The sequence below is a fragment of the Streptomyces sp. NBC_00525 genome (genome assembly GCF_036346595.1).
GTDB lineage: Bacteria > Actinomycetota > Actinomycetes > Streptomycetales > Streptomycetaceae > Streptomyces.
Genome location: NZ_CP107834.1, coordinates 209,315 through 234,730 on the forward strand (window position 1 = coordinate 209,315; position 25,416 = coordinate 234,730).

The 25,416-nt window shown below is 73.1% G+C and carries 28 protein-coding genes and 1 tRNA gene; 13 read left to right on the forward strand and 16 right to left on the reverse strand.

Annotated features, from left to right (window positions below; all coding sequences use genetic code 11):
* Positions 1-29: 29 nt before the first annotated feature.
* Together OG710_RS00905 and OG710_RS00910 are read right to left on the reverse strand one after the other, a co-directional pair.
* Positions 30-239, reverse strand: coding sequence for a DUF4287 domain-containing protein (locus OG710_RS00905; protein ID WP_111335062.1), 210 nt, complete (start codon positions 237-239; stop codon positions 30-32).
* Positions 240-285: 46 nt separating this feature from the next.
* The gene (locus OG710_RS00910) at positions 286-1,104 is read right to left on the reverse strand and encodes an alpha/beta fold hydrolase (RefSeq protein ID WP_330237627.1); all 819 of its coding nucleotides are present in this window, start codon (positions 1,102-1,104) and stop codon (positions 286-288) included.
* A 162-nt stretch (positions 1,105-1,266) separates the two neighbouring features.
* Here OG710_RS00910 and OG710_RS00915 point away from each other — a divergent pair, with 162 nt between their 5' ends.
* Entirely contained in the window at positions 1,267-1,875 is a 609-nt protein-coding gene (locus OG710_RS00915) for a TetR/AcrR family transcriptional regulator (RefSeq protein WP_330237628.1), read from the forward strand.
* 79 nt (positions 1,876-1,954) lie between these two features.
* On the opposite strand, the gene OG710_RS00920 is transcribed toward OG710_RS00915, so the two are convergent.
* From OG710_RS00920 to OG710_RS00935, 4 genes are all read right to left on the reverse strand, one after another.
* On the reverse strand, positions 1,955-4,885 hold the full coding sequence (locus OG710_RS00920; RefSeq protein WP_330237629.1) for a hypothetical protein: 2,931 nt from the start codon (positions 4,883-4,885) through the stop codon (positions 1,955-1,957).
* 2 nt (positions 4,886-4,887) lie between these two features.
* Positions 4,888-6,732 carry an HSP90 family protein gene (locus OG710_RS00925; protein ID WP_330237630.1) on the reverse strand — a complete coding sequence of 615 codons (1,845 nt, stop codon included), beginning with the start codon at positions 6,730-6,732 and terminating at the stop codon, positions 4,888-4,890.
* Between the two features lie 47 nt (positions 6,733-6,779).
* On the reverse strand, positions 6,780-7,766 hold the full coding sequence (locus OG710_RS00930) for a hypothetical protein (RefSeq protein ID WP_330237631.1): 987 nt from the start codon (positions 7,764-7,766) through the stop codon (positions 6,780-6,782).
* Positions 7,767-7,890: 124 nt separating this feature from the next.
* Positions 7,891-8,430 (reverse strand): O-acetyl-ADP-ribose deacetylase, encoded by a 540-nt coding sequence (locus OG710_RS00935; RefSeq protein ID WP_330237632.1) that lies wholly within the window; start codon positions 8,428-8,430, stop codon positions 7,891-7,893.
* Between the two features lie 94 nt (positions 8,431-8,524).
* Between OG710_RS00935 and OG710_RS00940 the strand changes: the two genes are divergently transcribed.
* Both OG710_RS00940 and OG710_RS00945 read left to right on the forward strand, forming a co-directional pair.
* Positions 8,525-8,597 (forward strand) — tRNA-Gln (locus OG710_RS00940).
* 3 nt (positions 8,598-8,600) lie between these two features.
* Positions 8,601-10,901 carry a hypothetical protein gene (locus OG710_RS00945; RefSeq protein WP_330237633.1) on the forward strand — a complete coding sequence of 767 codons (2,301 nt, stop codon included), beginning with the start codon at positions 8,601-8,603 and terminating at the stop codon, positions 10,899-10,901.
* Here the strand turns inward: OG710_RS00945 and OG710_RS00950 are convergent.
* The 4 genes from OG710_RS00950 to OG710_RS00965 all read right to left on the reverse strand — a co-directional run bounded on the left by OG710_RS00950 (position 10,864) and on the right by OG710_RS00965 (position 13,335).
* Positions 10,864-11,628: a bleomycin resistance protein gene (locus tag OG710_RS00950; RefSeq protein ID WP_330237634.1), complete on the reverse strand. Its 765-nt coding sequence runs from the start codon at positions 11,626-11,628 to the stop codon at positions 10,864-10,866. The genes OG710_RS00945 and OG710_RS00950 overlap by 38 nt on opposite strands.
* A gap of 70 nt (positions 11,629-11,698) precedes the next feature.
* Complete coding sequence (locus OG710_RS00955) at positions 11,699-12,040, reverse strand: DUF5713 family protein (RefSeq protein ID WP_330237635.1); 342 nt, start codon at positions 12,038-12,040, stop codon at positions 11,699-11,701.
* 130 nt (positions 12,041-12,170) lie between these two features.
* On the reverse strand, positions 12,171-12,803 hold the full coding sequence (locus tag OG710_RS00960; RefSeq protein WP_330237636.1) for a DUF305 domain-containing protein: 633 nt from the start codon (positions 12,801-12,803) through the stop codon (positions 12,171-12,173).
* 130 nt (positions 12,804-12,933) lie between these two features.
* Complete coding sequence (locus OG710_RS00965; protein ID WP_330237637.1) at positions 12,934-13,335, reverse strand: DUF6153 family protein; 402 nt, start codon at positions 13,333-13,335, stop codon at positions 12,934-12,936.
* Between the two features lie 114 nt (positions 13,336-13,449).
* Between OG710_RS00965 and OG710_RS00970 the strand changes: the two genes are divergently transcribed.
* Positions 13,450-14,247 (forward strand): hypothetical protein, encoded by a 798-nt coding sequence (locus OG710_RS00970; RefSeq protein WP_330237638.1) that lies wholly within the window; start codon positions 13,450-13,452, stop codon positions 14,245-14,247.
* 34 nt (positions 14,248-14,281) lie between these two features.
* On the opposite strand, the gene OG710_RS00975 is transcribed toward OG710_RS00970, so the two are convergent.
* From OG710_RS00975 to OG710_RS00985, 3 genes are all read right to left on the reverse strand, one after another.
* The gene (locus tag OG710_RS00975; RefSeq protein WP_330237639.1) at positions 14,282-15,256 is read right to left on the reverse strand and encodes an AraC family transcriptional regulator; all 975 of its coding nucleotides are present in this window, start codon (positions 15,254-15,256) and stop codon (positions 14,282-14,284) included.
* A 153-nt stretch (positions 15,257-15,409) separates the two neighbouring features.
* Positions 15,410-16,201: a VOC family protein gene (locus tag OG710_RS00980; RefSeq protein WP_330242121.1), complete on the reverse strand. Its 792-nt coding sequence runs from the start codon at positions 16,199-16,201 to the stop codon at positions 15,410-15,412.
* A gap of 123 nt (positions 16,202-16,324) precedes the next feature.
* On the reverse strand, positions 16,325-16,966 hold the full coding sequence (locus OG710_RS00985; RefSeq protein ID WP_330237640.1) for a hypothetical protein: 642 nt from the start codon (positions 16,964-16,966) through the stop codon (positions 16,325-16,327).
* A 220-nt stretch (positions 16,967-17,186) separates the two neighbouring features.
* Here OG710_RS00985 and OG710_RS00990 point away from each other — a divergent pair, with 220 nt between their 5' ends.
* From OG710_RS00990 to OG710_RS01000, 3 genes are all read left to right on the forward strand, one after another.
* Positions 17,187-17,657, forward strand: a complete 471-nt coding sequence (locus OG710_RS00990; RefSeq protein WP_330237641.1) for a helix-turn-helix transcriptional regulator — start codon at positions 17,187-17,189, stop codon at positions 17,655-17,657.
* A 68-nt stretch (positions 17,658-17,725) separates the two neighbouring features.
* Positions 17,726-18,187, forward strand: a complete 462-nt coding sequence (locus OG710_RS00995) for an iron chaperone (protein WP_330237642.1) — start codon at positions 17,726-17,728, stop codon at positions 18,185-18,187.
* A gap of 34 nt (positions 18,188-18,221) precedes the next feature.
* Positions 18,222-18,476 (forward strand): DUF6332 family protein, encoded by a 255-nt coding sequence (locus OG710_RS01000; RefSeq protein WP_330237643.1) that lies wholly within the window; start codon positions 18,222-18,224, stop codon positions 18,474-18,476.
* A 43-nt stretch (positions 18,477-18,519) separates the two neighbouring features.
* On the opposite strand, the gene OG710_RS01005 is transcribed toward OG710_RS01000, so the two are convergent.
* Positions 18,520-19,215, reverse strand: coding sequence for a hypothetical protein (locus tag OG710_RS01005; RefSeq protein WP_330237644.1), 696 nt, complete (start codon positions 19,213-19,215; stop codon positions 18,520-18,522).
* 236 nt (positions 19,216-19,451) lie between these two features.
* Between OG710_RS01005 and OG710_RS01010 the strand changes: the two genes are divergently transcribed.
* From OG710_RS01010 to dhaL, 4 genes are all read left to right on the forward strand, one after another.
* Positions 19,452-19,934 carry a hypothetical protein gene (locus tag OG710_RS01010; RefSeq protein ID WP_330237645.1) on the forward strand — a complete coding sequence of 161 codons (483 nt, stop codon included), beginning with the start codon at positions 19,452-19,454 and terminating at the stop codon, positions 19,932-19,934.
* 115 nt (positions 19,935-20,049) lie between these two features.
* The gene (locus OG710_RS01015; RefSeq protein ID WP_330237646.1) at positions 20,050-20,628 is read left to right on the forward strand and encodes a dihydrofolate reductase family protein; all 579 of its coding nucleotides are present in this window, start codon (positions 20,050-20,052) and stop codon (positions 20,626-20,628) included.
* 165 nt (positions 20,629-20,793) lie between these two features.
* Positions 20,794-21,792 (forward strand): dihydroxyacetone kinase subunit DhaK, encoded by a 999-nt coding sequence (locus tag OG710_RS01020; RefSeq protein ID WP_330237647.1) that lies wholly within the window; start codon positions 20,794-20,796, stop codon positions 21,790-21,792.
* Positions 21,793-21,812: 20 nt separating this feature from the next.
* A complete protein-coding gene (dhaL, locus tag OG710_RS01025; protein WP_330237648.1) occupies positions 21,813-22,475 on the forward strand; it encodes a dihydroxyacetone kinase subunit DhaL in 663 nt (220 codons plus the stop codon).
* A gap of 20 nt (positions 22,476-22,495) precedes the next feature.
* Here dhaL and OG710_RS01030 read toward each other — a convergent pair whose 3' ends face one another.
* Positions 22,496-23,176: an HAD family hydrolase gene (locus OG710_RS01030; RefSeq protein ID WP_111335027.1), complete on the reverse strand. Its 681-nt coding sequence runs from the start codon at positions 23,174-23,176 to the stop codon at positions 22,496-22,498.
* A 555-nt stretch (positions 23,177-23,731) separates the two neighbouring features.
* Between OG710_RS01030 and OG710_RS01035 the strand changes: the two genes are divergently transcribed.
* Together OG710_RS01035 and OG710_RS01040 are read left to right on the forward strand one after the other, a co-directional pair.
* Entirely contained in the window at positions 23,732-24,403 is a 672-nt protein-coding gene (locus OG710_RS01035; protein WP_330237649.1) for a ScbR family autoregulator-binding transcription factor, read from the forward strand.
* A gap of 136 nt (positions 24,404-24,539) precedes the next feature.
* Positions 24,540-24,989: a GNAT family N-acetyltransferase gene (locus OG710_RS01040; protein ID WP_330237650.1), complete on the forward strand. Its 450-nt coding sequence runs from the start codon at positions 24,540-24,542 to the stop codon at positions 24,987-24,989.
* A gap of 13 nt (positions 24,990-25,002) precedes the next feature.
* Here OG710_RS01040 and OG710_RS01045 read toward each other — a convergent pair whose 3' ends face one another.
* A complete protein-coding gene (locus tag OG710_RS01045; protein ID WP_330237651.1) occupies positions 25,003-25,290 on the reverse strand; it encodes a hypothetical protein in 288 nt (95 codons plus the stop codon).
* Positions 25,291-25,416: the final 126 nt, after the last annotated feature.

Below are 25,416 nucleotides of genomic sequence, written 5' to 3' on the forward strand. Positions count from 1 at the left end.
CCCCGGCGCGGTCCGGGCCGGGGCGGGGCTCAGCTCCCCGCTTCGGCCAGGGTGTGCGCGACGAGCGCGTTGGCGTGGCCGTGGCCCAGGCCGTGCTCGGCCTTGAGCCAGGCGACGAGTTCCATGTGCTTGGTGAGGTCGGAGGAGCGGATGAGCTCCTTCCACTCCTCGACGGGGCGGCCGTACTTCTTCTCGATGGACGGGAAGTAGCTGGCGGGTCCCTTGGGCGGTGTGGTCATGCCGGTGCCTCTCTGTGATGGGGGTGGTGGTTCCGGGGGCGGTCGCTTACGCCGTACGGTCCCCGGCGAAGAAGCCGGCGAGGACCGGGGCGAGGGTCTCCGGCGCGATGGTGTGCTCCTCGCCCTCGAAGATCCGCAGGGTGAAGTTGTCGCCGGCCCCGGCGAGTTCGCGGGCGCCGGTCTCCATGTGCGATGCGCCCGCGTCGCCGCTGCCGACGAGGACGGGGACGGTGACGGGGGCCCAGCGTTCGAGGGGCAGCGGACGGCCGGACATCGTGTCGCCCATGATCCGGCCGTCGTACGGAAGGGTGCGGGCGACGGCCTCCAGGCTCGCCCAGAACGGGGTCTGCCGCATGCCCGCGACGGCCTCGTCCGGCATGTCGATCGCCGCCGTCATGAAGTACGCGACGGCGTCCCCGTACGCCTCGCGGGCGACGAGTTCCGTCAGGTGTGCCACGTAGTCGGCGGGCAGCGGCGGCCGGCTGTCGTCGGTGATGAACGGCGGCTCGTACAGGGCGAGCCGGCCGACGGCGCTGCCCCGCGCCGTCGCCTCCAGGGCGAGTGCGGCACCCGACGACATCCCGAACAGCATCGCGGTCCCGCCGCAGGGCCCCTCGATGAGCGCGTCGATGTCCTCGACCTCGCGCCGCACCTCGTACCCGGGGGCGTCCCCGCTGTCGCCCCGGCCCCGCCGGTCGTAGGTGACGACCGTGAAGTGCTCGGCGAGCAGCCCGGCCAGGTCCTCGGAGGCGCTCCGGGTCATGAGCGCGCCGCCGACCAGCAGCACGGCCGGGCCCGAGCCCCGCCGTTCGAACGCGATGGCCGTGCCGTCGGCCGAGATGATCCTGTCCACTGTCGTGGTCATGCGTAAACCCCCATGAATGTGCCGTCGCACGGCACTCCGGTCACGGCCGGAGCGGCCGCGATCTGGAACTGGACGGTACAGTACTCACACGAGTACTGATCAGTCCAGTACTCTTCTCGGCGGCAGGCAGCAGCGGCGGACGAGGGAGAGAGGGTCCTGACGATGGACGAACGGTCGGCGCGCAAGCACCAGGCGATCCTGGAGGCGGGGACCACCGTGTTCCTGAACAAGGGTTACGCGGGGACGAGCATGGACGACATCGCGAAGCTGGCCGCGGTGTCCAAGCAGACCGTCTACAAGCACTTCTCGGACAAGGAGAAGCTGTTCGCGGAGATCGTGCTCGCCACCACCGACCGCATCGACGCCATGGTCGACCTGGTCGCGGACATCCCCGCCGACGCCGGAGCGCTCACCGAGAACCTGACGCAGCTGGCCCGCCAGTTCCTCACGGCTCTCACCCGGCCCCAGGTCATCCAGCTGCGGCGGCTCGTCATCGCCAACGCCGACGCCTTTCCGGAGCTGGGCGCCGCCTGGTACGAGCAGGGCTTCGAGCGGGTCCTGGCCACCCTGGCGGACACCTTCCGGCGCCTCACCGAGCAGGGGCTCCTCAAGACCCCGGACCCGCTCCTGGCCGCCCACCACTTCTCCGGTCTGCTGCTGTGGATTCCGGTGAACCGGGCGATGTTCCACGGCGGCCCGCAGCATTCCGCCGCAGACCTGGACCGGCTCGCGGAGGGCGGCATCCGCGCCTTCCTGGCCGCCTACGCCTGAGCCGCCGCACACGCGCGGGGGCGTGTGCGGCGGCTCACGGCGTGTGCGGCGGCCGGGGGCGCTTCGTGCCTTCGTCGCGTTACGACTCCTCGCGGAGCTGGGCCGCCACGGCGGCCAGCGGGCCGGTCTCCTCGGTGTGGCCCAGCGGGGTGAGCCGGGCGATCGCCGTGTCGAGGCGGGCGAGCGCCGGGGCGGTGCGCTCCAGGTAGACGCCCTCCACGACCGCCGCGAGGCGGACGCACTCGGCCCACTGCGCGGCGTGGAACCGGTCCGGGCCCGGCTCGCCCAGCTGCCCCACGGCCTTCTCCAGCGCGGCGAGGGATTCCTCGTACTGCCCGGCGTAGGCGTGGACGCGCCCGTGCTCGTAGGCGAGGGCGGTGTCCAGGGAGCGGCCGCGGGGTTCGAACGCGGCGGCGCGCGCGGCGTCGGCTATCCGGCCCGCTTCGGCGAGGTGGGCGAGGGCGTCGGCCAGGCCGTCCGGCCCCTGCTGTTCCGCCTGGAGGCGGGCGAGTTCGCGCAGGGCGTTGCTGAGCTGTTCGTAGCGCGGGTCGCGGCCGTGCGCGGCGAGCGCCTGGGCGAGGGCTTCGCGGGCCGGGCCGAAGTCGCCCCCCTCGCCGAGGAGCACCGCCGTCTCGGCGGCGATCATGGCATGGCTCCCCGGATCGTCGTCCCAGCCGGCCGATTCGGCGGCGAGGGCGACGAACTCCGCCGTGGCGGCCTTGAGATCGTCGCCGGCGTGCAGCGCTCGGGCGCGGATCAGGCGGAGTTGGGCCGTGAGGCGGTCGTCCAGCTCGCCGTCGGCGATGTCCGGCTCGGCCAGGACGGAGTCGAGCAGGGCGATGGTGTCCTCCACCCGCCCCAGGTCGAGGCTCAGCTCGGCGGCGTTGCTGTAGGTGCAGTACGCGCGCGCCCGCTGGTTGCGGCGCAGGTCCAACTCGGCGGAGCGCGTCAGCTGCCGCAGCGCTTCCTCGGGGCGGCCCAGGTACATGCAGGTTTCGGCCAGGTCGCCGTGGAGACCGGCGGTCTCGGCGACGGTGACCGGCCACTCGGCTGCCAGCCGTACGGCTTCGGCCAGATCCGTGTACGCCTCCTGCGCGTCCCGCAGGCCGATCCGGAGCCGGCCGCGCAGCCCGAGCGTACGGGGCAGGTGCCAGTCGGGGCCGTGCTCCCGCAGCAGGTCGACGAGGGCGTCCAGTTCGGTGACGGCGGCGGGCAGGTCGCCGGAGATGGCGCGGGCGCCGGCCCGCAGGAGTGCCGCGCCGGAGGTCTGCGAGGCGAGACCGTGCCGGGCGGCGAAGGTGTGCAGCAGTTCCACTTCGGCGTATGCCGCCGCCGCGTGTTCCTCGCTCTGCACGGCCTGGAAGCGCAGGCCCAGGGCGGTCGCCCGCAGCCGCAGCAGGCGCCCCTCCTGGTACGGCGCGAGGCCGGGCGTCTCCTCGTGCAGCCGGACCGTGCGGGCGTGGACGGCGGTCAGCGCCGCCGCCTGCTTCTCGGGCCCGTCCCCGTCCGCCGCTTCCGCCTCGGCGAGTGCGCCGCAGGCCGCGGCGACGGCCGCCTCGCCCGGCAGCGCGGCGTCCTCGTAGAGTCCGGCGGCCTCTTCGTAGAGGTCCGCCGCCTCGGCGGGCTGGTTGCCGTCTCCGGCGCGGGCGGCCTCGTCGGCCAGCAGGTCCGCGCGCAGCCGTACGAGCGGGCCGACGGCAGGGTCGTCGGGGTGGGTGTAGCCGGGGGCGGTGATCAGCGTGCGCAGCCGGGCCCAGCAGAGCTGGGCCTCGGGGTGCCCCCGCTGTTCCAGTTCCCTGGCCCGGGCGACGAGTTCGGGCACCGATTCGGGAAGGGCGGGGGTCTGGGGGGCGGCGGTGGCCGCGAACGGGGCGGCCGGGGACAGGTCGTCGAGCGTGCGGACGCGCAGGGTCAGTTCGAGCCGGTCGAGGAGCGGTGCGCGGTCGAGGCGGGTCCTGCGCCGGTCGGCGTGGGCCGTGGTGCCGTTGCGGGCGTCGAAGCGGGCGGCGAGGTCGTCGGCGCGGCCGCGTACCTCGGTGCGCAGTGCGGCGACGGTCCAGGTACGGCCGGCGTATCCGGCGACGGGCAGTTCGGCGTGGCCGAGTTGCTCGACGCGCTGGAGAAGGACCTCCACGCCGGTGAGGAAGTCGTACTGGTCCTCGGGTGAGTCCACGTCCTCGAACAGGACCCGGTTCTCGGCGAGCAGTTCCAGGCCGCGGGCCTCGTTGCCGGTGAGCGCGCAGAACTCCAGGTGGCGGCCGACCTCGCCGGCCATGGAGGGGTTGCGGCGGGAGCCCCGGTAGCCGGCGAGGTGCACGGCGCGGGCGCGCTCGGTGTCGCCGGTGCGCAGCAGGGGCAGCAGGGCGTGCGAGAAGGAGCGGGCGGGCTCCTCCTGGCAGCTCTCCTTGCCGTCGAGGACGGGTTCCCAGGCGCGCAGGGCGCGGGCGTCGTCGCCGGTGGCGAGGTGGTGGAGGGCGCGTTCGCAGATCTCGCAGGCTTCGCAGTCGCTGAGCGGGGTGCGGCTGCGGGCCGCCCACAGCTCGTAGGCGGTGGTGGCGTCGTCCGTGCCGGCGTGGGCGGCGAGGAGGTGGACCTGTCCGTAGTACGGCTGGAGGCCCAGGCCGGCCTTCTCGTACCGGTCGCGCATCTCGGTGAGCCACTGGCGCAGGGCGCTCAGCGGGATCTCGGGCAGGGCGCGCAGGGCGTTCGCCACCCATTTGAAGCGCCAGAACAGCAGATGGCGCAGTTGCTCGGTGAAGATGTCGGGCTGCTCGTCGAAGAGGTTGAGCAGGCGGGCGAAGACGACGGGCGCCTTACGGGGTTCGGCGCCGTAGGTGTACGCCTCCTGGAGGGCGAGGAGGGCGCGGACGAGGGCCAGTGGGTCGTCGAGCTGTTCGGCGGCGTCGGTGAGTTCCTCGGCGGCGATGGTACGGGCGCGGCCGTAGGGGCGCTGCTGGTTCTCCTGGAGCCCGGCGTACAGCTCGTCGGTGTTCTGGGGTGCGGTGGGCATCGTCAGCTGTCCTTGCGGAGGGCGTGGGCGAGGAGGTCGAGGAAGGAGCGGTTGATCAGGCTCGATTCGGCGGGCCTGAGCGGGCGCCGGGACAGCAGGGCGGCCTGCCCGTACAGGGCTTCGGCGCTGGTGCGGGCCAGTTCGGGTTCGTCGATGGCGACGGCCGTGCGGACCAGCGGGTTGAGCTGGTTGAGGATCAGCTGGGCGCGCGGGGCCTCCTGGCGCAGGGCGCCGAGGATGTCGCCCCATACGCCGCCCTGCTGTTCGCGGGCGAGCTGGGAGCGGGTGCGTTCGTGCCGGGCGTCGCGGCTGTCGATGAGGAGGGCCGGGGCGGAGGCGGGCTGGAAGGTGCGCAGGGCGACGTCGCAGTCGAAGACGGCCAGCGCGTCGCGGGCCATCGCCAGATAGGGGGCCGCGGCGAGTTCGGTCTCGCGCTCGACGGGGTCGAGGTGGGCGGTGAGGGTCGCCGGGTCGAGGTCGGCGACGCTGACCTCGGGCCGGATCTCGGGGAGCCGGTGGACCAGTTCCCGGTCGTAGGTGTAGCCGCCGTTGACGACGCCGAGTCCGGCGGCCGAGGCGATCGCGGCGACCTGCCGGAACTCCTCCACGCTGTTCGTCACGAGCACCGTGCGGTGGGTGCGGGCGAACTCGTCCAGGCTGGTGCTGCCGTCGGTCGTCTCGAAGGGCAGCCAGGGCAGCAGCATCCGCAGGATCTCGTCGTCGTGCACGGCGAGCGACTTGACGGCGAGGTGGTGGGCGCGCAGGAAGCGGGCGAGGAGTTCCGGGTCGCTGGCGGCGACGCGGGAGATCCAGGCGCGCAGCCGTTCGGCGAGCGCGTCGCGTACGGCGGCGAGGGTGTCGTCCTCGTACAGGGATTCGCGGGAGGCCGTGGGGCGCAGGCTCTCGGCGTCCACGACGCAGCGGACGAAGAACGCCCACTCGGGCAGGATCTCCTCCGCCTGCTCGGAGAGCAGCATGCCCTTGATGTGGACGCGGTGGCCGTGTCGGCGGCCGGTGGGCACGGCCTCGGGGAGGACGCAGGCGATGCCCTTGAGCCCGACGGCGGGCAGGTCCAGGTCGATGGTGTCCAGCGGCTCGAACCCGAAGACCTCGGTGCCGTACGCGGCGAGGGCGCGGGAGCGGGCGCCCGGTGTCGGGTGGTTGCGGGCCCAGGGGGCGGGTTCCGGGTTGACGCGGGCGCCGGGGCCGCCGGTGCCGTCGTCGAAGGTGACGGGGTGGCGCAGCAGGGAGCCGTACTGCCGGGCCAGGGCGTGGACCCGGGCGGGGCGGGTCCACTCCCCCGCGTCGGCGCGCGGGGTGAGGGTGACGGTGGTGCCGGGGCGCGGGTGGGCGGTGGCGGGCAGGGTGCGGACGGTGTAGCTGCCGTCGCCGCGTCCGCGCCATTCGACGGCGGGTGCGCCGGGGGTGCGGGCGGAGCGGCTCACGACGTGGATCTCGTCCGCGACGAGGAAGCAGGAGAGCAGGCCGATGCCGAACTGGCCGATGAAGTCGCCGCGCTGTTCGGCGATGCGCTCGGCGCGTTTGCTGCTGCGGCCGATGGTGGCGAGGAAGGCGTGGACGTCGTTCTCGGTGAGTCCGACGCCGTCGTCCTCGATGCGTACGACGGTTTTGTCGGCGTACAGGCGGATGCCGTACGCGTCGGCGGCGGCCGGTTCGAGGGTGTGCCGGGCGGTGAGCGCGTCCACGGCGTTCTGCAGGAGTTCGCGCAGGTAGACGCGGGGGCTGGAGTAGAGGTGGTGCGAGAGGAGGTCGACGAGGCCCCGGAGATCCACCTGGAAGGTGCGGTCGTCGCCGGGCTGGGTGGAAGCGGTGTCGGGCGGAGTCATCGGCAGTCCGGGGGTGAGGCGGGCGGATGGGGTGGCGGCGGGTGCGTTCAGACGCGGCGCTGGTGGCGGGCGAACTGCTTCTCGGGTTCGCCGAAGTAGGCCCAGGGCCAGCGGGTGAAGGCGCCGTCGAGCGCGTGGAAGACGCGCTTCGCCGTCTGCCGCTCGTCGGCCAGCGACAGGGCCATCGCGAAGATGTTGAAGTCGTGCTGCCAGCCGGGGCTCCGCCGGTGGGCGGGGTGCAGGATGCTGTGTTCGGCGGCGCGGCGCAGCTCGTACTGGATCTCGGGGGTGCGCAGGCAGTCCGACTCGTCCGACTCCACCCAGTCCTCGATGTGCGCCATGGCGATGACGCAGCCGAGCCGGTCACCTTCGGGGGCGCGGCCGAAGGCGCCGCGGGCGAACCGCATGGCTTCGCCGGGTTCGCCGCTCCAGCGGGGCTGCAGCTGGGACAGCCACTCCAGGTGGGTCTCCAGGTCCAGCGGGGCGCGGCGCAGGGCGGCGTCGCGCCGGACCTCCGTGATGTCGGCTCCGAGGGACATGCCGCGGCCGGACATGAGGAGCTGGCGCCAGGGTGTGACCCACTCCGGGCGCAGCTCGGCCGCCTCCAGCAGGTGTTCCTCGGCGATGCGGAGCCGCTCGAAGAAGGTCTGCCACTGTTCCCGTGTCACGTCCGCGGCCCGGGCTCCGGTGCGCGCGTCCCAGCCCCATCTGATGTGGCGTGCCCCGGAGATGAGGAGGGCGGTGGCCCGGTGTTCCTCGTCCTCGTCGACGGCACGGCCGATCCATTCCTCCACGCCGTCGAGCTCCGCGCACTCGCCCAGGACCCGGTGGTCGGTGCCGATGTCGAAGGGGGCCAGTGCCGTGCGGACGGCCTCCCAGTCCCCGGCGCCGGCGGCTTCCACCAGCGCGAGCACCCGGGTGTCGCCGAGGGCGCGCAGGGTGTACATGCCGTTCTTCGTTTTGCGCGGGGCCGGAATCACGTGCGGGTCGGGCGCCGGTCTCGCCTCGTCCCTGCCGAAAAGCTTGCCGAACATGCAGCGCCCTCCCCTGGTCCCGCCTGATCGTTCGGTGCAGCATAAGCGCCGGGGCGGACCGCGGCTCCACAGGGTCTTCACGGGTGCTCCACGCCTCCGGTACGGGGTGCGTGCGGCGGTGCGGTCAGGCCCGCGCCGCCGCCAGGGCCCTCTCGAACTCGTCGTACGCGGCGGCGTCGAAGAGCACGAACCGCACTTCTTCGACCGGGGCGGCGGCCTCGGCCAGCACGGTGCGCACGGCGATGCGGGCTCCGTCGTCCATGGGCCAGCCGTAGACGCCGGTGGAGATCGCGGGGAAGGCCACGGTACGCGCGCCCAGCTCGGCGGCCACGCGCAGGGACGTCCGGTAGCAGGACTCCAGCAGCGCCGACCGGTCCTCGGCCGCGCTCCACACCGGCCCGACCGTGTGCACGACCCAGCGGGCGTCGAGCCGGCCGGCCGTGGTGGCGACGGCGCGGCCGGTGGCCAGCCCGCCGCCGTAGTGCGAGGCACGCAGCTTCCGGCACTCGGCGAGGATTTCGGGGCCGCCCCGGCGATGGATCGCGCCGTCCACTCCGCCCCCGCCGAGCAGGGAGGAGTTGGCGGCGTTGACGACGGCGTCGACGGTCTGCCGGGTGATGTCTCCCCGCACCAGGGTGACTTCGACGGCGGAAAGTGTGCTCATGCGGCCATCATGCCGGGGCCGGCCGGGAAGCCGGTGGCTGCTCCGGGAAATCCCGTTGCGGTGTGATCATCGCACCGTCTACCGTCTCGGTCATCGGCGTGTAGCTCAGTCAGGAGAGCACCGGGCTCTGGACCCGGAGGGCGCAGGGGCGGAACCTGCCACGTCGGCTTATGAACGACAACGCTGAGCAGCAGCCTCTCGCAGCGGCCACCTCCTACCCGGAGAGCCGGCTGGCGGCGGCCTTCGTGACCGCGCTCACCCACCAGGACGCCGAGACCCGGCACCGCGCCGAGATCCGCGGCCGAAAGTGGCAGGACGTACTGGCCGCCATGACGTCCGGCCGGGTCACGGTCGGCTCGCGCACCCCCGTGGCCGGATTCCCGTCCTGGGTGACTCCGGAGGTGCTGCGGGGCGGCTTCCCGACCGGCGCCGCGAGCGCGGGCGGCCCGCTCCAGGAGCACGAGACCGCGGCCGCCCGGAACTTCGGCGTGCCCGCCGAGCGGCGCGCGCTCTTCGCCCACTGCCTCACCGAACCGGGGCTCGCCCGACTGTGGGACCTGCTGGACAGCGGCGCCTACGAGGTCGGCGTGCCCGAGGAGGCCGCGCTGCTCACCGTCGCCTGGCTGGTGCGCCACGGGGAGTCCGGCGCGGCCTTCGCTCTCGTACGGGAGCTGGAGCCGTTCGCCGACCGGCTCCGCTTCCTGCCCCGCCCGGCCGGCCGCCCCGGTCCGGACGCGGGCGCCTGCGTCCACCGGCGCACCGTCGCGGACACCGCGGGCACGCTGGGGCGGCGGCGACCCAAGACGGCCGTCGAGACGCAGCGCGAGGCGCTCGCCGTGTGGCAGCCGTTCGGCGACGAACTGCTCGTCCACTGGCTGGCCACGGCGCGCGACGGCCGGGTTCTCGCGCTCGTCCCGGACGCCGGCTGGCAGTCCCGGAGCGAGGAACTCCTCGGCCGGTACCGGGAGCTGGCGGCGCGCCACACCCTGTGCAGCAAGCACCGCGACCCCAAGGAGAACCTGGGCATCCTGTGCGGGGCGCTGGAGGAGGTCGTCGCGCGGCGGCCGCTCACGGCGCGCCGGCTGGGTCTGCTGCGGCACGCCGTGCGGTCCATGGTGCGGCGTCGGGGCCTGCCCGGTTCCGACGCGCACCTCGCCCTGCGCCGCCGCCAGGCCGCGCAGGCGGCGCTCCCGTCCCACCACGCACTGGCCCAGCTGATGCTGCGCCGGCTCGCCGCGCTTCCCCCGGAGACGGGCATCACCGATGTAGCCCCGTACCTGTGCCCGGTGACGGTGCGGGAGGGCGAGGACACCGGTCTGCCCGCCGGGGCCGTGATCCCGGCGGCCATCGGCCGGGCGGTCGAGGCCGCGCTGAGCGCGCCGCTCGCCACGCTCGTCGAGCGCGGGGTGGTCCCGTCCGCCGAGGTCATGGCGGAGCTGGTCCCCCAGCTCGTCGCCGCGGCGACCGCGCACGCGTACGACGACGAGACGCTGCGCGCCGTGATGGCGGCGAACTACCGGGCGTTCCGCAGGCGCCGCTCCCTGCTGCTGCTCGACCTGGCACAGCAGGTGCGGGTCGAGGAACTGCCCTGGGTGCGGGCGGTGTCGGGCCGGCGGTCCGCCGTACCGGGCGCTTCGGACGACGACGGTGCGCTGTCCGTGCTGCGCCAGCTGGGCGAGCTGGCCGTGCAGGCGTTCCCCGGGACGCTGCTGCCCAATCCGCTGGTGCGCGAGTTCGGTGTGCTGGGCCGTCAGTGCGACCTCGGCGCCCCGTTCACCGAGGAGCTGGCCGCCGACATCTTCATGGGGACGTTCGGCCCGAAGTTCCTGAAGGCGGCGCGGATCGCCGGTGAACTCCTCGGCGGCACGCTGTACGAGCGCTACTACGGCATCGACTACGACGCGATCCGCAACCTGGCGGTCGTCGAGGCGAGCGAGGCCCTGGCCCGCACGGGCGGTGCCCGGACCAGTCCCGGTTTCGCCCGGCTGTGCGCGGAGCGGTCCGGAGCGGCGGCGCGGCAGTGGTCCACGGCGGCGAACGGCGTGGTCATCGAGCAGGCGCAGATCCTCACCACGCACAACCTGGCCACGCTGGTGGGCCGGGTGGGCATCGCCCCGCAGCCCGGCTGGGCGGACCTGGCGCACCGCTCCTTCGTCACGGTGTGCCGGCTGGTCACCCGCGTCCAGGGCGACCCGCGGCCGCTCCGCACGATCAAGGACGCCGCGTACGCGTGGCGGCAGATGGTCTTCCACCTGTCCCTGTGCCCGGAGGCGGAGCGGCGGCGGCTCGTCGCCGGCCTGGCGCGGGAGGCGGCACGCCACCCCGCCCACGCGGCCACCCGGCTGGCCCCGGCCCTGGCGGGCCTGTCCCTGGTCGCGGAGGGCGGCGCCTTCGAAGCGGACGGCACGGCGGACGGCGGGCGGGCGCGGCGCTTCACGGGGTGGACGACGGAGCCTCACTGGATGCGGTGAGGTGGAGGGCCCGGGGCGTGTTCCGAAAGTCCCGCAGCTCCTCCAGTCGTTCGAGGTCGCCGTGCGCCGACTTCCGCTCCTGCGGGGTGAGTCGGATGCCTGCCGCCCTGGCGAGTGCGGAGGCCGCCGTCGCGTCGTCGCCGAGGCGCCCGGCGACGTCCGCGCGCAGGACGAGGAGGCGCAGCAACCGCACCGGGGTGGGCTCGTCACCCTGAAGGTTCAGTACGCGGTCGATGACGCGCGCCGCGCTCGCCGGGTCGTCCTTGGAGTCGGCGAGCAGGGACGCGTGGTGCAGGGCCCGCTCGAAGGTCTCCTCGGGCGCGGGTCGGTGGTGGTGGTCCCGGCTGATCGGCTGCCCGACGCGCAGGCAGTTTCCGCCGGGATCGGTCACCAGGAACTGGCGCACGCCGTACGAGGTGTCCTTCAACGGCCCGATCCGCGGCAGCCCGCGCGTGGGAACTCTCCCGTACGCGGCCTTGAGCCCGGCCCGGAAGGCGTGGTGCAGGGCGTCGACGTCGTCGGTCCGGATGTAGCACGTGCTGTAGGAGGCGGCGGGCTCGTACCCCTTCATCCCGAAGAAGTGCAGCTGTATCCCCCCGCGTTCCACGACGGCGTACGGGTTGGGGCTGCGCTGCTGGAAGGTCACCGCGAATCCGAGAGCGGCGTAGAAGTCGATGACGGGCTGAATGGTCCGGCAGGGCAGCATCGGAACGGTCGTCTCAGTCACACCCAGCAGCCTAGTCAAACTTGACTAGCGGGGGGTCGGATCGCGGGACTTCTCCTCGTCGATCCGTCGTTCACCAGTTGCGGGGCTCGATCATCTCCTCGACGTCCACGTCCGCGAAGCCGTAGGCCGTGGCGAGGAACCAGAAGTCCTCGGCTATCTCCTCGCGCGCGACCGTCTCTATCCCGCTGCCCGCCGCTTCTAGCTTCTCCTCCAGCGCGTTGAACTCCTCCGTCGCCGCGCGGGACAGCACGTACAGGGCGGCCAGGTCCGAGGGTCTTTCGGCCTCGATCCGCTCGCACAGCCGGTGCAGGATCGCCCGGCCCTCGTCGAGGAGGTGATCGGGAAAGTACGCGTCCTCGTACAACGGCTGCAGGAACGCGTGCTCCGTGACCTGCTGGTTCGTGATCGGCATGGCGCCCCACCCTCGTGATCGACGTGATCTCCGTATCGTGCACGACGGCACTGACAACGGGCCGTGGCCGAGGGTGGGGGTGCCCGCTGCGGGGCGGCTGTTGCGGCCGGGCCCGCAGCGGGGTCGGGGGTCAGTCCCGGCCGAGGAGCTGGTTCATGCGGTCGATCTCGGCGCTCTGCGAAGTGATGATCCGGTCGGCCATCTTCTTCGCCCGGGCGTGGGCCCCGCCGGACCGTTCGGCCTTGGCCATCTCCACCGCGCCCTCGTGGTGCTCGATCATCATGTCGAGGAAGGCCGTGTCGAACGCCCGGCCCTTCGCCTTCTTCAGCTCGGCCATGTCCTCGCCGGTCATCATGCCGCCCATGTCGCCCATGTCGTGGCCGGAATGGTCCATGGAACCCGCGGCCGGGACGTCCTCGCCCCAGGAGGTGAGCCACCCGGAGAGTGTTTCGATCTCCGGGTCCTGGGCCTTCTTGATCTCCTCGGCGAGCTTCTTGACCGCCGCCGACCGTGCGCGGCTCGGCGCGAGGTCGGCCATCTCCACGGCCTGGCGGTGGTGCGGGATCATCCCCTTGGCGAAGGCGGTGTCGACGGCGTTGTGCTGCCCCGCGGAAGCCGGTGCCGAGGCGGAAGCGGAGGCGTGGCTGCCGTGAGCGGGGGCGCCGTCGCCGCCGCTGCCGCAGGCGGCCGGCATCAGGGAGGCGGTGCCGGCCGCCACGAGGGCGACGGCGGTACGGCGGAGCGTCGAGCGGTTGATGGTCATCGTGGTGCAACTCCTTCGCGCGCGGCACCCGGTGGGCGCACGCGGTGACGTGTGCGGAAGTACGGAAGAGGGCATGGCGTGGCACGACACCGGCGCCCGGAGTCCGGGCGGGTGCCGTGCGGGCCGCGCTCTAAATCCGCAGGAGTTGCAGTTCGGACAGGTCGGGCGGCGCCCGTGCGTCCCGTGCCGACCTCGGCACGCTCTCGGGCCGTACGGCGACGGCCGGGCCGGCGCTGAACGCGGCACTCAGCGCGGGCGGGGTGTACGGGGAACCGATCCCGGTCGCCGCGCACATCTGGTCGGCGTGGCCGACATGGCCCGTTCCGCCGGCGGAGTGCGCGCACTGCCCGGCGCCGGTGGAACCGGTCTCCGCGTGGGGCATCGCCATGGCGCGGGCGTGGTCGGCGCGGACCGCCGGGAAGGGACTGGCGGGAAGGGCGTGCATGCCCAGGATGCCGGCCAGTACCGCGAGGACCAGCAGCGCGTACAGCCGCCCGGTGGGCCGGTTGCGGGTACGGCTGCGCGTGGTCATCGCCTCATCGTACGAGGCCGTACCCGCCGCGCCCGCCAGAGGGCGCCGCCGGCCGGCACGCCCCACCGGGGGCGACCCGATGGCGTGTCAGTCCCGCGTGCCACACTTCCGCCCATGCCACTCGCCTCGCTCACACTCGACCACTGGCGGACCTTCGACCGGGCCGCCGCCCGACGCACGGCCCGCGAGGCCGCCGACCGGGTGGGCGGCCGCGTGACGCTCGTCGAGGCGACCGAGCATCTGAGCGCGCCTCTGCACCGGGTCCGCATCGAGCGGGACGGGCAGGAGTTCGCCCTGATCCCCGGCGGTCTGGTGCGGCTCGGCTTCGATCCGGACGCCTGGCAGCCGACGCCGGAACAGAGCGCGGACTACGCGCAGAGCGTGGAGCAGGGCTTCGGCTACGGGCCCGATCCGCGCGCCCATCTCGCGCAGACGCTCAGCGCTCCCCGGAGCGTCCGGCTGGAGACCGTCCTCATGGCCGTGGACGACGAGGAGCTGACGGCGGCCCCCGCCGAGATGCCGGCCGCTCTCGCGGCGCGCGGCCTGCGCATGCCGCATCCCGACGAGTGGGAGCACGCCTGCGGGGCCGGGGCGGCGACCCTGTTCCGGTGGGGCGACGACTACCCCCCGGGCTGCCTCCCGTACGGCGATCCGCTCGGCCCCCTGAAGGAACCGAACGCCTTCGGCCTGCGCATCGCGTACGACACCTACCGTGCCGAACTGTCCAGCGACACCACCGCGATACACGGCGGCGACGGCGGGGAATCGGTGTGCGGCGGCTACGGCCTGCTGCTGGCCTGGCTCCCCCTGGCCACCGCCAACCGCAACCCGTCCATGGCGGAGTTCGTGTACGGCCCGGACGGCGAGGACATGTACGAGGACTTCACCACCCGCCCGGTCCTGCCGCTCTGAGCCGCGCCCGCACGGGCGTCCGCACGGGCGCGGCTCACCGGACCGGGCTCGTGTGCGGGCGCGGCGGGGAGCCGGGGCCGTCCGGCCGCCGTGAGTCCGGTGCGGCGGGGCGGCGGCGGTAGTCCCCCGGCGGCAGCCCGGTGACACGTTTGAAGGCGACGCTGAGGGCGCTCTCCGAGCCGTAGCCGACGTCACGGGCGATGGCGGCGAGCGTGGCGTCGGTGTCCCGGAGCCGGCGGGCGGTCAGTTCGATGCGCCAGTGCGTCAGGTACTCCAACGGCCCCCGGCCGACGGCGTTCTTGAAGCGGGCGGCGAGCGTGGAGCGGGAGACGGCGCAGACCCCGGCCAGTTCGGCGACGGTCCAGGGGTGCGCCGGGTCCTCGTGCAGGGCGGTCAGGGCGGCGGCGGTCACGGGGTCGGCCAGGCCGGCCATCCAGCCGGAGACGGTGTGCGGGGCGCGGGCGAGGTGCAGGCGGAGGGCGTGGACGAGCATGACGACGGCGAGGTGTTCCGCCACGAGGGCGGAGGCCATCGGCCGCTCCGCCAGTTCCTGTTCGATGGCGGCGAGTACCCGGCCCACCGTCCGGGCGTGCGGGGCGCCGGCGGGGATGTGGATGACCGGGGGCAGCCGGTCCAGGAGCAGTTCCCGGGCGCGGGGTCCGAAGGAGAACCGGCCGCCGACGAGGAGGGTTTCCTCGCCCCGGCCCGCCCGCGCGGTGCCGTTCCCGGCGGCCGCGAGGAGGGGCGCGGCGGGGACGGGAGCGATGTCCGAACCGCTGCCGAGCGTGGAGGGGTAGGGGCCGGTGAGGAGGTAGCAGTCGCCCTCGGCGAGGTCGAGCGGCTGGCCGGCGCCCTCGACCTCCAGCCGGCAGGAGCCGCGCCGTACCGCGTTGAACTCGGCGCCGGACGGCGCGTCGAACCGTACGGCCCAGTCCCCGCCGGCGGTGAGGCTCGCGGACAGGTGGGCTCGTACCTCCAGCAGGGCCAGGACGTCATGCAGCGGGTCCACGCTCGCCTCCCGTGGGACGTTCGCTGAAGGACGCTGGATTGCGGACCATGGCCCGTCCAGTATGGGCCGCCTGGCGTGGCCGTACGGCCCGTTCCCCGCACCGGGCTCTCTCCGCCCGGTGCGGGGCCGTGCCTCGACGGCCGTCCGGCCGGGTCAGGCGGAGCCCTCGGGGGTGGCGATGACGGCGAACGCGCCGCCCTGCGGATCGGCCAGGACCGCCATGCGGCCGGCGACCATGTCGAAGGCGGGTGCGAGGACCGTGGCTCCGGCGCGGACGGCCGCCGCCTGGACGTCGTCCACGCTGTCCACGTTGAAGTACACCTGCCAGTGCGGCGGCACGCCCTCCGGCATGCTGTTCAGGTCCATGATGCCGCCCACCGGGCGTCCGGCGACCTGGAACTCGATGTAGCCCTCGGCCCCCTCCATCTCGGAGCGTGCCGTGGTCACCGGCAGGATGGACGAGTAGAAGGCCGACGCCGCCGCCGGGTCGGGGGTGACGAGCTCGCTCCAGATCAGCGCGCCGGGCTCGTTGACGACGGCCGCGCCGTCGAAGGTGCCGGGCTGCCACAGGCCGAAGACGGCGCCCGCCGGGTCGGTGACGACCGCCATGCGGCCGAGGTCCATGACGTCCATCGGACCCACGACGACCGTGCCGCCGGAGCTCGTGACGGCTGCGACGGTGGCGTCGATGTCGTCCGTCGACAGATACGTCGTCCACGCGGTCGGCGGCATCGGGTCGGGCACCGTGCCGTCCGGGTTCATCGCCTTCATGATTCCGGCGACCGGCTTCCCTTCGAGCGTGCAGAGGGAGTAGCCGCCCTGCTCCGGCGGGCCCACCTCGCCCTGCCAGCCGAAGAGGTCGCGGTAGAAGTCGATGGCCGCCTGCTGGTCGGGGACCATGAGGTCGATCCAACAGGGGGTGCCGGGTTTGTAGGGGGTGTTCATCTCGGGCACGGATGCCTCCGGGGATGCGTCTCGGGATGGTCTCGGGGCGGACTGAGCGTCCTTACCCGATTCGAACGCATGGAATCGACCCGTACAGGTGAACTATCCCTGGTCACCGGCCCGTCAGGACTTCGGCGCGGGAGGCAGTTCGGCGTGCCTGACCGTGTAGCCGCCCTTGGTCACCGGGGCGTACGCGGCGGGAGCCATGCAGGTGCCGACCTGGGCCTCCACGGGATCGGCGTCGCCCTTCGGCAGGAGGTTCACGCCGTTCCAGGAGAAGCCCACGCGGTCTCGCGAGCGCCCCTTGTCCTTGCCGCCGTCGTAGACACTGAATCCGACCCGCTTGCCGATGTCCTCCACCGGACCGCCCTCGCTCGCCCCGGTGATGACCGCCGTCAGCGTCGCGGTGTGGGGGCCGGTGACCAGACAGTCCACGCGGCCTTCCGACGTGTAGGTCTCGTCCCAGTCGGCGGAGTAGTGGGAGATCCGGACCGTGCCCCTGGCATCGGTGGGAAGCCCCGCGGGCAGCCCCGGCAGCGGCCGGCTGTACGGGTCCGCCCGGGCGTCGAAGCTGAACGAGCGGATGTCGTCGTCCGGGTAGTAGGGGAGGACGAACTCCGCGCTCCCGCTGACGCTCGCGTACGGGGCCTTGGGCGCGGGTCGATCGGCGGAGGCGGCGGAGCCTGCACTCAGGGGTACGGCGACGACGAGTGCGGCGAGCACGGCCGGGAAGGCCATGGCCCCGGGGCGGAGGATCGCGGTCATCGGGCTCTCCAGATGGGTCGGGGCCCCGTTGGCGGGGTTGCTCCCATCCTTGCGTCCGGCCCCGTCCGGGCCATCCACCGCGATCCGTATCTCCCGACGGGCGCGCCCCAGCCGCTCGGGCCGGCGGCATCAGCCTCGGGTCGCACACACACGCCCCCGCTGCTGGGTTCGTCAGGAATCGAGAAGCGCGCGGCGGAGGGCCGTACCTAGCCTGCCGGTCATGGACACCTCGCGCACACACCCCTGGTTGCGCCGCGTGCGCGACCGTATCGACCGGGAGTACGGCAAGCCGCTGGACGTGGAGGCGCTCGCCCGCGCCGCGCACATCCCCGCCGGGCACCTCAGCCGGCAGTTCCGTACGGCCTACGGCATGTCCCCGTACGCCTATCTCACCGCGCGTCGCATCGACCGGGCGACGCTCCTGCTGCGCGGCGACCTCGACCTCGAAGCCGTCTGCCGGGCGGTGGGCTGTGCGACCCTCGGGGTGTTCGTCACCCGTTTCACCGAGCTGACCGGCCTGACCCCGGAGTCCTTCCGGAGCGGCCTCGCCGGCGACCCGGCCGGTTCGGTGGACGGGCCCGGCGCAGCCGCCGCGGCCGGTATCGAGGCGATGCCGGTGTGCCTGGCGCAGCGGGTGGCGCGAACGGTCAGGAATCAAGAAGCCCCCGCGCGGCACCGGCCCCTAACGTAGTGACCAGGGAGCCCCACTCCCCAGAATCCCCGCTCGACCAGCCGTTTTCCACGAGAGGAACACTCACCATGTCGTCCACGGACTCCACCGAGAACTACAGCGGATTCACGGCCGAGGAGCGGGCCGCGATGAAGGAGCACGCCCGCGAGGAGAAGAAGGCGGCCTCCCGGCGCGGCGCGTCCCGCGCGGAGAAGGAGGCGGCCGCCGAGCAGGACGTCCTCGCGAAGATCGCCGAGATGCAGGATGCCGACCGGGTGCTCGCCGAGCGCGTCCACGCCATCGTCAGGGCCACCGCACCGGATCTGGCGCCCAAGCTCTGGTACGGCATGCCGGCGTACGCCAGGGACGGCAAGGTCGTCTGCCACTTCCAGTGCGCGGAGAAGTTCAAGAACCGTTACGCCACCCTCGGGTTCAGCGACCAGGCCGCTCTGGACGACGGCGCGATGTGGCCGACCACGTACGCCCTCACGACGCTCGACGAGGAGATCGAGGCCCGTATCACCGACCTCGTCAAGAGGGCGGCGGGCTGACCCGCGCCCGCGGCCGTGATGGGAGACTGGCCCCATGGACATGGGCCGTGAGTCCCGGTGGGAGAAGGACGCGATGACGGTGGAGATCGTCTTCGCGCTCGTCACCGGCGCGGTGCTGGCCGCGGCCGTCTTCGCGCTGGTCTTCGGGTTCGTCGTCGTGCTCGGGGTGACCGGCCCGCTCCGGCACGACATCCTGACCGGCGGGGCGGTGGCCGGGGCGGGCGCCGGGGTGTGGCGCGTCGTGCGGGTGCTGCGGCGGTTCGACGGCCGGCGGCGGCAGGGGCACTGAGCGCCCGGCAAAACGGGGCGGGGCGGGCCCGGCCGTGCCGGGCTCAGTTGCCGGGCGGCAGCAGGCTCCGGGTCAGCGAGAACGCCGAAGTCGCCGTGCCCAGAAGCGCGTTGACGCGGCCGAGGATGCGGTTGGCCCGGTCGGCGTCCTGTGCGCCGGCCGCGTCCGTCAGGTCCTCGGCGTACTCGCGGGCCCTGACCGCTTCTTCCGGCGGGGCGCCCTCGGCGTCCGCTTTCAGGGCGGTGGCCAGCTGGTGGTAGGTGATGCCGGACAGATCGGCGGTGCTGTCCCGCCCGCTGCTCTGGGCCACCCCGTGCGGGCTGTTGATGTTGACTGCGGCGAAGCCGCCCTCCGAAGCCGTGATGTGCATCGAGTCGCCACCGCTCCCTGTCCACATGAAGTTCTTCCGGTACTCGCGCCAGCCCTTGCGGGTGAGGGCGTAGGAACCGAACCGCCACCCGTCGATCCGTACGAGTTTGTGTTTGACCGGCTCCGCCAGGACGAGCATGGCGTCGGCGCGGTTCCATTGCCGCTCGTCGAAGTAGGGGCCCATGCGGACGCGGGTGCCGAGGCTCGGGGACCTTCGGCAGATCTCCTGGAACGCCTGCTTCTGGTAGAGATTCAGTTGCGCCGGACTGATGGAGGGCGCGGGCAGCTTCCACCGGTGGAGCGTGGTCCGGAGCTTCGCGTATGCCGCGTACGCCAGGGCGACGCACAGGACCAGGACGAGAACCTCCACGCGGACTCCCGTTTCCCTCTGTCATCAAGGGCCTTGATTTTACTGGGAGTTGGGGTTCGGCGGATAGAGGGCGACACGGTGCCGGGCGGTCGTGTCCCCGCCGGTCCGCCGCCAGGGTCCGACGGCGGGGTCGGCCCCTCGGTATGACATCGGAGTTGGCTCCCCGGTATGACGCCGGGCGGGCGGTCGCGCGCCTACGGTTCGGGCACCGCGCCGACGCCGAGAAGGGACTCGCCATGACGACCGCCGCCTCCACCGCACCGCACCGCCGCCCGCTGCCGCAGCGGGCGGTCCGGCTCCTGGGCCACGCACTGCTGGCCCTGCCCGTCACCCTTCTCGCGCTCGGGCTCGCGGTGACCGGCGGCGCGGCCCTCGCCGGGCGGGCGCAGCGGCGGCTCGCCGCGCTCGGCGGGTCGGACGCGGCGGTGCGGGGCGCGGGCGCCGCGGTTGCCCCGGACCGCTTCCGGACCGTGGTCGGCCGGGCCTTCCGCGGCCTGCCGGCGAATCTCCTCGCATTCGCGGTGACCGGTCCCTGCGTGGTCCTGCTCGTCGCGCGGGGCGTGTTCTACCCCCTGGCGACGGCGGGCGAGGACGTGTCCCACGCCTGGGGCGGGCCCACGGCGGCGGGCGCGTGGGCGGCCCACTTCGCGATCGCGCTGGCCATGGTCACGGTGGTCGCGGCGGTGCTCGTCGCGGTCCGGCGCCCGCACCGCTGGTAGCGCGCCCGGCACGTCGTACACCGGCGGCCCGGACGGTGCAGGGTGGGCACCGATGAGTTCCGGGGGCCGTGCCGGTCAGCACTGGTACGCACCTGAACAGGAACGGAGCAGTGCGATGGCAACCCTCATGGTGGACTTCATCATCTCGCTCGACGGCTACGCCTCCGCGGAGGGCTGGCCCGGCTTCTGGGGGATGGAAGGGCCCGAATACCTGGCCTGGCTCGACACCGAGGGCGAGAAGCGGCATGTCAGCCTGATGGGGGCCACGACCTACCGGGTGATGTCGGGGTTCGCCGCCCGGATGCCCGACGACCCCGGCTTCGCCGAGATGGAAAAGATGCCCAAGGTGGTCTTCTCCTCCACCCTGGACACCCCGCTGACCTGGCAGAACACCGAACTTGTCCGAGGTGACGCGGTGGAGGCGGTCCGGGCCATGAAGGAGAACTCGGAGCGGCCCCTGCGTACGCTCGGCAGCCTCACCCTGGTCCGGTCCCTGCTGGCGGCCGGGCTCGTGGACCGCTTCCGGGTCGTCCTCTTCCCGGTGATCACCGGCGCCACCGGGCGGCAGCGGATCTTCGACGCGTATCCCGATGTCCGCCTCGACCTGGTGGAGAGCCGCCTCTTCGACGGCCGGCTCCAACTGCTGGAGTACACGCCGACCGTCCTCGACGGCCCACCCGGTCAGCCGTCCTGAGTCCGAGGTTTCTGTGTCACCCGGCGCACAGCCGCAACATACACACCGAAAGCACGGTGCCGCACCCTGTGCGAGTTGCCGCATGCGGACCGTTACCTGCACCATGGGGGTATCGTCCGGGTCGGCTCGTACGGCCTCACGCCAGGGACGGGATGGGTGCGGCATATGGCCAGGTACTTCGAGAACGGCGCCGGGGAACTCGTATCCGCCGCATTGTCCGGCTTCGCCCGCGCACACGCGGAGTTGGTGCGGTACGACGCCGAGGACGGTTTCGTCACCGCCCGGCACACCGCCTCCGAGCGGCAGGTGGGTCTGCTGTCGGGGGGTGGTTCGGGGCACGAGCCGTTGCATGCCGGGTATGTGGGTGCCGGCATGCTGGACGCCGCCTGTCCCGGCCGGGTGTTCGCCTCTCCGCACAACCGGCAGATCTTCCGGGCCTCGCGCGCCGTGGCCCGGCCGGCGGGTGTGCTGCACATCGTGAAGAACTACACGGGCGACCGGATCAACTTCGGTATCGCCGCCGAGCGCCTCGCGGACGCGGGGATCGCCTGCGCGCGGGTCCTCGTGGACGACGACCTCGCCACCGACTCCGAGGACATCGCGGCCGGGCGGCGCGGCACGGGTGCCACCGTGCTCCTCGAAAAGGTTTTGGGCGCCGCCGCGGACACCGGCATGGGGCTGGACGCACTCGTCGAACTGGGTACGGGCCTGGTGGCCCGCAGCCGTACGCTCGCCGTCGCGTCCGCCGCCCATCACGCGCCCGCCACCGGCGAGCCGGCGTTCGTCCTGCCGGCCGGTGAGCTGGAGTACGGCGTCGGCATCCACGGCGAACGCGCCGCCCGCACCCGCGCGCAGGGTGCGGTGGGCGAGCTGGTGGAGGAGATGACGGGGTCGCTGCTGGACGCGCTGCGGCCGGGGCCCGAGGAGCCCGTCATCGCACTGGTCAACGGGCTCGGTTCGGTCACCTCGCTGGAGCTGTACGGCGTGTTCGGCGAGCTGGGCCGGGTGCTGGACGCCCGGGGGGTGCGGATGGCCCGCCAGTTGGTGGGCGACTACGTCACGGCGCTGGACATGCGGGGTTTCTCCCTCACGCTCATGGTGGCCGACCGGGCCACGCTCGATTTCTACGATGCGCCCGTGCACACCCCGGCACTGCGGTGGTGACGGAGCTACGAGGAGGGCCCATGACGAGCAACGCTCTCGACGGCGCGCGCACCCGCGAGTGGGCGGAGCGCTTCGCCGAGTCGGTCCATGCCACGGAGGCCGAGCTGACCGCGCTCGACCAGCGGGCGGGCGACGGTGACTTCGGCGCCAACCTCACCGCCGGCGTACAGGCCGCCGCCCTGCTGCTCGAAGAGGTCGGGGCGACGGCCGGTCCGGCGGACTGTCTCGGCGCCATGGCCACCGCCTTCCTGGACGAGGTCGGCGGGACCAGCGGCCCCCTGTTCGGGCTGCTGTTCCAGGCCCTGGGGCGGGCGGCCGGGCCGGGGCCGGAGCTGACGACGGGCGCGCTCGCCGACGGTGCCGCCGAGGGCCTGGCGGCGATCCGCCGGGTCGGGGATGCGGCCCCCGGCGACAAGACGCTGGTCGACGCGCTGGCACCGGCGGCCGGAGCGCTGCGGGCGGCCGGTGGAACGCCACCCGCCGAAGCCCTGGCCGCAGCCGCGGCGGAGGCGTGGCAGGGGGTGCGCGAGACCGCGTCCCAGGCGGCGCGCATGGGGCGGGCCAGCTATCTGGGTGAGCGCGCCACCGGTGTCCCGGACCCCGGAGCCGTGGGCATAGCCCTGTTCTTCGCCTCCGCCGGCGGCACGGTCGACTCGCTGGCCCCCCACCTCGACGGCTACTGAGCATGCGTCCGGAGTGCCCGTTACGCGCCCAGGCGGCTGCGGGCCCAGCCGACCAGTTCGGGGTCGGCGAGGCTGCTGACCCAGAGGTCGGCCAGCTCGTCGTCCGGGTCCGGCGGCCGTGTCCCGAGCCCGATGACCCGCAGGCCCGCCCGGCGGGCCGACTCCATTCCGGTCAGCGAGTCCTCCACGGCCAGCGCCTTCTCGGGAGGTACGCCGCAGAGGCGGGCGGCCGCCCGGTAGACGTCCGGCTCCGGTTTCGGCCGCACCCCGTCGCCCGCGACGACGACATGGGCGAAGCAGCCGAGGAGTCCGGCCCGGTCCAGGCACGATTCCACCGTGTTCCGGGGGCAGTTGCTGGCCACCGCGAGCGGGCGGTGACGGGCGGCCTGCCGGACCAGCGCGGCGGCCCCCGGCATGGTGACCGGGTCCTCCGCCACCAGCGCCGTGAAGGTGGTCAGCAGGGTGTCGGCGAGCTCCTCGGCGAGCTCCGGTTTATCGGTCTCCCGCGCCATCAGGACGCCGCAGTCGGTGTAGTGCACGCCTTTGGCACGCTCGGCGAACCCGGCGGGCGGGGTGAGCCCATAGATCCGGAACGTGATGTTCCGGGCCTCCTGCCAGTGCCTTTCCGTATCCATCAGGGTGCCGTCGCAGTCGAAGACGATGGCGGACGGGGACCAGGAGAGGATGCGATGAACTGTCATGTAACCACCGTTCTCTGATACTGCGCCGACCGTTTCGGTACACGGGCGCAGGGGTGTGCCGAAGGGCGCACACAAGGAAGGGGGGAATGGACGCGGCCACTGCTCCGCAGCCGCTGCGGCGAGGTCGATACCGCCGCGTGTACCGAGGCGGACCCGGACCCTCAGATCCGGTCCACCCGAAACATCATGGTCGTTACGTTAATTAGGCGACATCAATTTCCGCAATCACCAATTCGAGTGCATCGGAAAACCGCCATGGACGCCGCGCGCGCCCCGTCCCGGCCCGGCCGAAGGTCGCGGCCGCACGCCGGTCGGTCGCCCATCACCCCTGGTGGGAAGCCTTGCGCGGGATCACTCCCGACCGGTCCGGGGGCGGGTCCGATGCACTTTCCGAAACGATTCTTCCGATGCGGCACCGGGAGAGGCGAATCCATCCACACACCTGGCCGGACGACGAATAATAAGATCTTCGCGCGATGCGACTGCACCCCTCGGGGGAGAGCGGAACATATTTTCGCGTCGCGGCGCCAGCACATATGAGCGAAGGTGGAACAAGTGCAGGACAGAGCGCGCGCAACCCGCAAAGTGCTCCTGGAATCGGCGGCTCATCTATTCGTCGAACGGGGATATGCGGGAACGAGTGTCAATGACATAAGCGACCACTCGGGAAAGACGAGCGGGGCGATCTATTTCCACTACTCCAGCAAGGAGAAGCTGGCACTGGCTGTCGTCCGGGCGCAGTTCGCGACCTGGCCGCAGCTCGCCGCCGCGTACGCCGCACCCGGTGTGCCCCCGCTGGAGAAACTGGTCGTCCTGAGCTTCCGCGTGGCCCAGTCGCTCAGCGAGGACGTCCTGGCCCGCGCCGGCGCGCGGCTGTGGGCGGAGCGCCGCGCCATCGAGGCACCCGTGCCGACGCCCTTCGGGTCCTGGGCGCTGGCCTGCGCCCGGCTTCTCGCCCAGGCCCGTGCACGGGGCGAACTCGCGGCCGGGGTCGAGCCGTCCGCGGCGGCCGTGGCGCTCGTCTGCGGGTTCTACGGGCACTGCACCCTGACCGACGAGATGCCGGGCCGGTGGGGCTGGACGGAGCGGCTGGAGCAGTGGTGGCGCATGGTCCTCGCCTCGCTTCAGGCGGAACCCGATCCGGGGCTGCTCGCCCGCGCCCGCGCCCGGATTCCGGTGCGGCCCGGCGCGCCGTGCGCCGACGCGCTGATGCGCCGGAGCGGCTGAGCGGCTGAGCGGCTGAGCGACCGTCGGCGACGCGCATCCGGAGCCGGCGCCGTCCGGTGTGTCGCGGCCGTGTTGGCGCGCCGTTGGCGGAGCCCGGCACCGTGCGATCGGCCGCGTGAGTGCGAGGCTTGCGGGTATGGAGATCACCGTACGACCCGCCCTTGAGCCGGACCTGCCCGCGCTGCTCGCTCTGCATCGCGAGTTGAACCCCGACGACGCGCCCCTGGACGCGGAGTCGGCTGCCGCCGTGTGGCGGTGCATCGCCGCTCAGCGGGGGCGGACGGTGCTGGTCGCCGAGGCGCGGGGGGTGGTGGTCGGTACGGCCGATTGTCTGGTGATGCCGAATCTGACTCGGGGCGGGCGGGGCATTCTGTTCGTGGAGAACGTCGTGGTCGCCGCTGCCGGGCGGCGTCGCGGGGTGGGGCGGTGTCTGCTGGAGGCCGTGGTGCGGCTGGGGGACGAGGCCGGGTGCTACAAGGTGCAGTTGCTCGCGGCCGACGACGCGTATGTGCACACCTTCTACGCGGCGTGCGGCTTCGAGCCGCTGGCCCAGGGGTTCCGGCGCTATCTCGCGCCGGGGGCCTGACCGTGCCGGGGTCTCAGTCGAGGCCTCGGTGGGTGGCCCACAGGGTGCTTGCGCGGGTCGCGGCCTCGGACATCAGGGTGGCCAGTTCCGGGCGGTCGGGTACCGGGAACGACACATAGGCGCCGCGGCCGCCCGCCACCGGCCGGCCGTACGCCTTCGCGGCCAGGTGGCCGTCCTTCAGCAGCCGGATGTTGAGGGTGGTGAGCTGGAACTCCGTGCCGCGACGGGTGTCGGTCCAGCGCAGTTCGGGCGGGATGGTGACGTTGACCGCCAGCGCGCTCACGTCCAGGTCGCTGTTCATCCCCGCATGATTTCACGCCGGTTCGCGCCGGGGCGCGCGGCGCATTGCGTGGGGCTGCTGTGCTCCCGTGGGGCCTCTCGCGCTCTACCGGGGCCGCTGGGGCGCGGAAATGATGAGCACACCGCA

Excerpts from the sequence above, each read along its gene's own strand:
- dhaL (WP_330237648.1), top strand. The coding sequence starts at position 21,813 with ATGACGAGCAACGCTCTCGACGGCGCGCGCACCCGCGAGTGGGCGGAG.
- OG710_RS00980 (WP_330242121.1), bottom strand. The coding sequence starts at position 16,201 with ATGAACACCCCCTACAAACCCGGCACCCCCTGTTGGATCGACCTCATG.
- OG710_RS00955 (WP_330237635.1), bottom strand. The coding sequence starts at position 12,040 with ATGCCGATCACGAACCAGCAGGTCACGGAGCACGCGTTCCTGCAGCCG.
- OG710_RS00995 (WP_330237642.1), top strand. The coding sequence starts at position 17,726 with ATGTCGTCCACGGACTCCACCGAGAACTACAGCGGATTCACGGCCGAG.
- OG710_RS00925 (WP_330237630.1), bottom strand. The coding sequence starts at position 6,732 with ATGACTCCGCCCGACACCGCTTCCACCCAGCCCGGCGACGACCGCACC.
- OG710_RS00915 (WP_330237628.1), top strand. The coding sequence starts at position 1,267 with ATGGACGAACGGTCGGCGCGCAAGCACCAGGCGATCCTGGAGGCGGGG.
- OG710_RS00970 (WP_330237638.1), top strand. The coding sequence starts at position 13,450 with ATGCCACTCGCCTCGCTCACACTCGACCACTGGCGGACCTTCGACCGG.
- OG710_RS00990 (WP_330237641.1), top strand. The coding sequence starts at position 17,187 with ATGGACACCTCGCGCACACACCCCTGGTTGCGCCGCGTGCGCGACCGT.
- OG710_RS01020 (WP_330237647.1), top strand. The coding sequence starts at position 20,794 with ATGGCCAGGTACTTCGAGAACGGCGCCGGGGAACTCGTATCCGCCGCA.
- OG710_RS00985 (WP_330237640.1), bottom strand. The coding sequence starts at position 16,966 with ATGACCGCGATCCTCCGCCCCGGGGCCATGGCCTTCCCGGCCGTGCTC.
- OG710_RS00935 (WP_330237632.1), bottom strand. The coding sequence starts at position 8,430 with ATGAGCACACTTTCCGCCGTCGAAGTCACCCTGGTGCGGGGAGACATC.
- OG710_RS00930 (WP_330237631.1), bottom strand. The coding sequence starts at position 7,766 with ATGTTCGGCAAGCTTTTCGGCAGGGACGAGGCGAGACCGGCGCCCGAC.
- OG710_RS01015 (WP_330237646.1), top strand. The coding sequence starts at position 20,050 with ATGGCAACCCTCATGGTGGACTTCATCATCTCGCTCGACGGCTACGCC.
- OG710_RS01040 (WP_330237650.1), top strand. The coding sequence starts at position 24,540 with ATGGAGATCACCGTACGACCCGCCCTTGAGCCGGACCTGCCCGCGCTG.
- OG710_RS00920 (WP_330237629.1), bottom strand. The coding sequence starts at position 4,885 with ATGCCCACCGCACCCCAGAACACCGACGAGCTGTACGCCGGGCTCCAG.
- OG710_RS00910 (WP_330237627.1), bottom strand. The coding sequence starts at position 1,104 with ATGACCACGACAGTGGACAGGATCATCTCGGCCGACGGCACGGCCATC.
- OG710_RS00965 (WP_330237637.1), bottom strand. The coding sequence starts at position 13,335 with ATGACCACGCGCAGCCGTACCCGCAACCGGCCCACCGGGCGGCTGTAC.
- OG710_RS01000 (WP_330237643.1), top strand. The coding sequence starts at position 18,222 with ATGGACATGGGCCGTGAGTCCCGGTGGGAGAAGGACGCGATGACGGTG.
- OG710_RS01030 (WP_111335027.1), bottom strand. The coding sequence starts at position 23,176 with ATGACAGTTCATCGCATCCTCTCCTGGTCCCCGTCCGCCATCGTCTTC.
- OG710_RS01010 (WP_330237645.1), top strand. The coding sequence starts at position 19,452 with ATGACGACCGCCGCCTCCACCGCACCGCACCGCCGCCCGCTGCCGCAG.
- OG710_RS00905 (WP_111335062.1), bottom strand. The coding sequence starts at position 239 with ATGACCACACCGCCCAAGGGACCCGCCAGCTACTTCCCGTCCATCGAG.
- OG710_RS00960 (WP_330237636.1), bottom strand. The coding sequence starts at position 12,803 with ATGACCATCAACCGCTCGACGCTCCGCCGTACCGCCGTCGCCCTCGTG.
- OG710_RS00945 (WP_330237633.1), top strand. The coding sequence starts at position 8,601 with ATGAACGACAACGCTGAGCAGCAGCCTCTCGCAGCGGCCACCTCCTAC.
- OG710_RS01045 (WP_330237651.1), bottom strand. The coding sequence starts at position 25,290 with ATGAACAGCGACCTGGACGTGAGCGCGCTGGCGGTCAACGTCACCATC.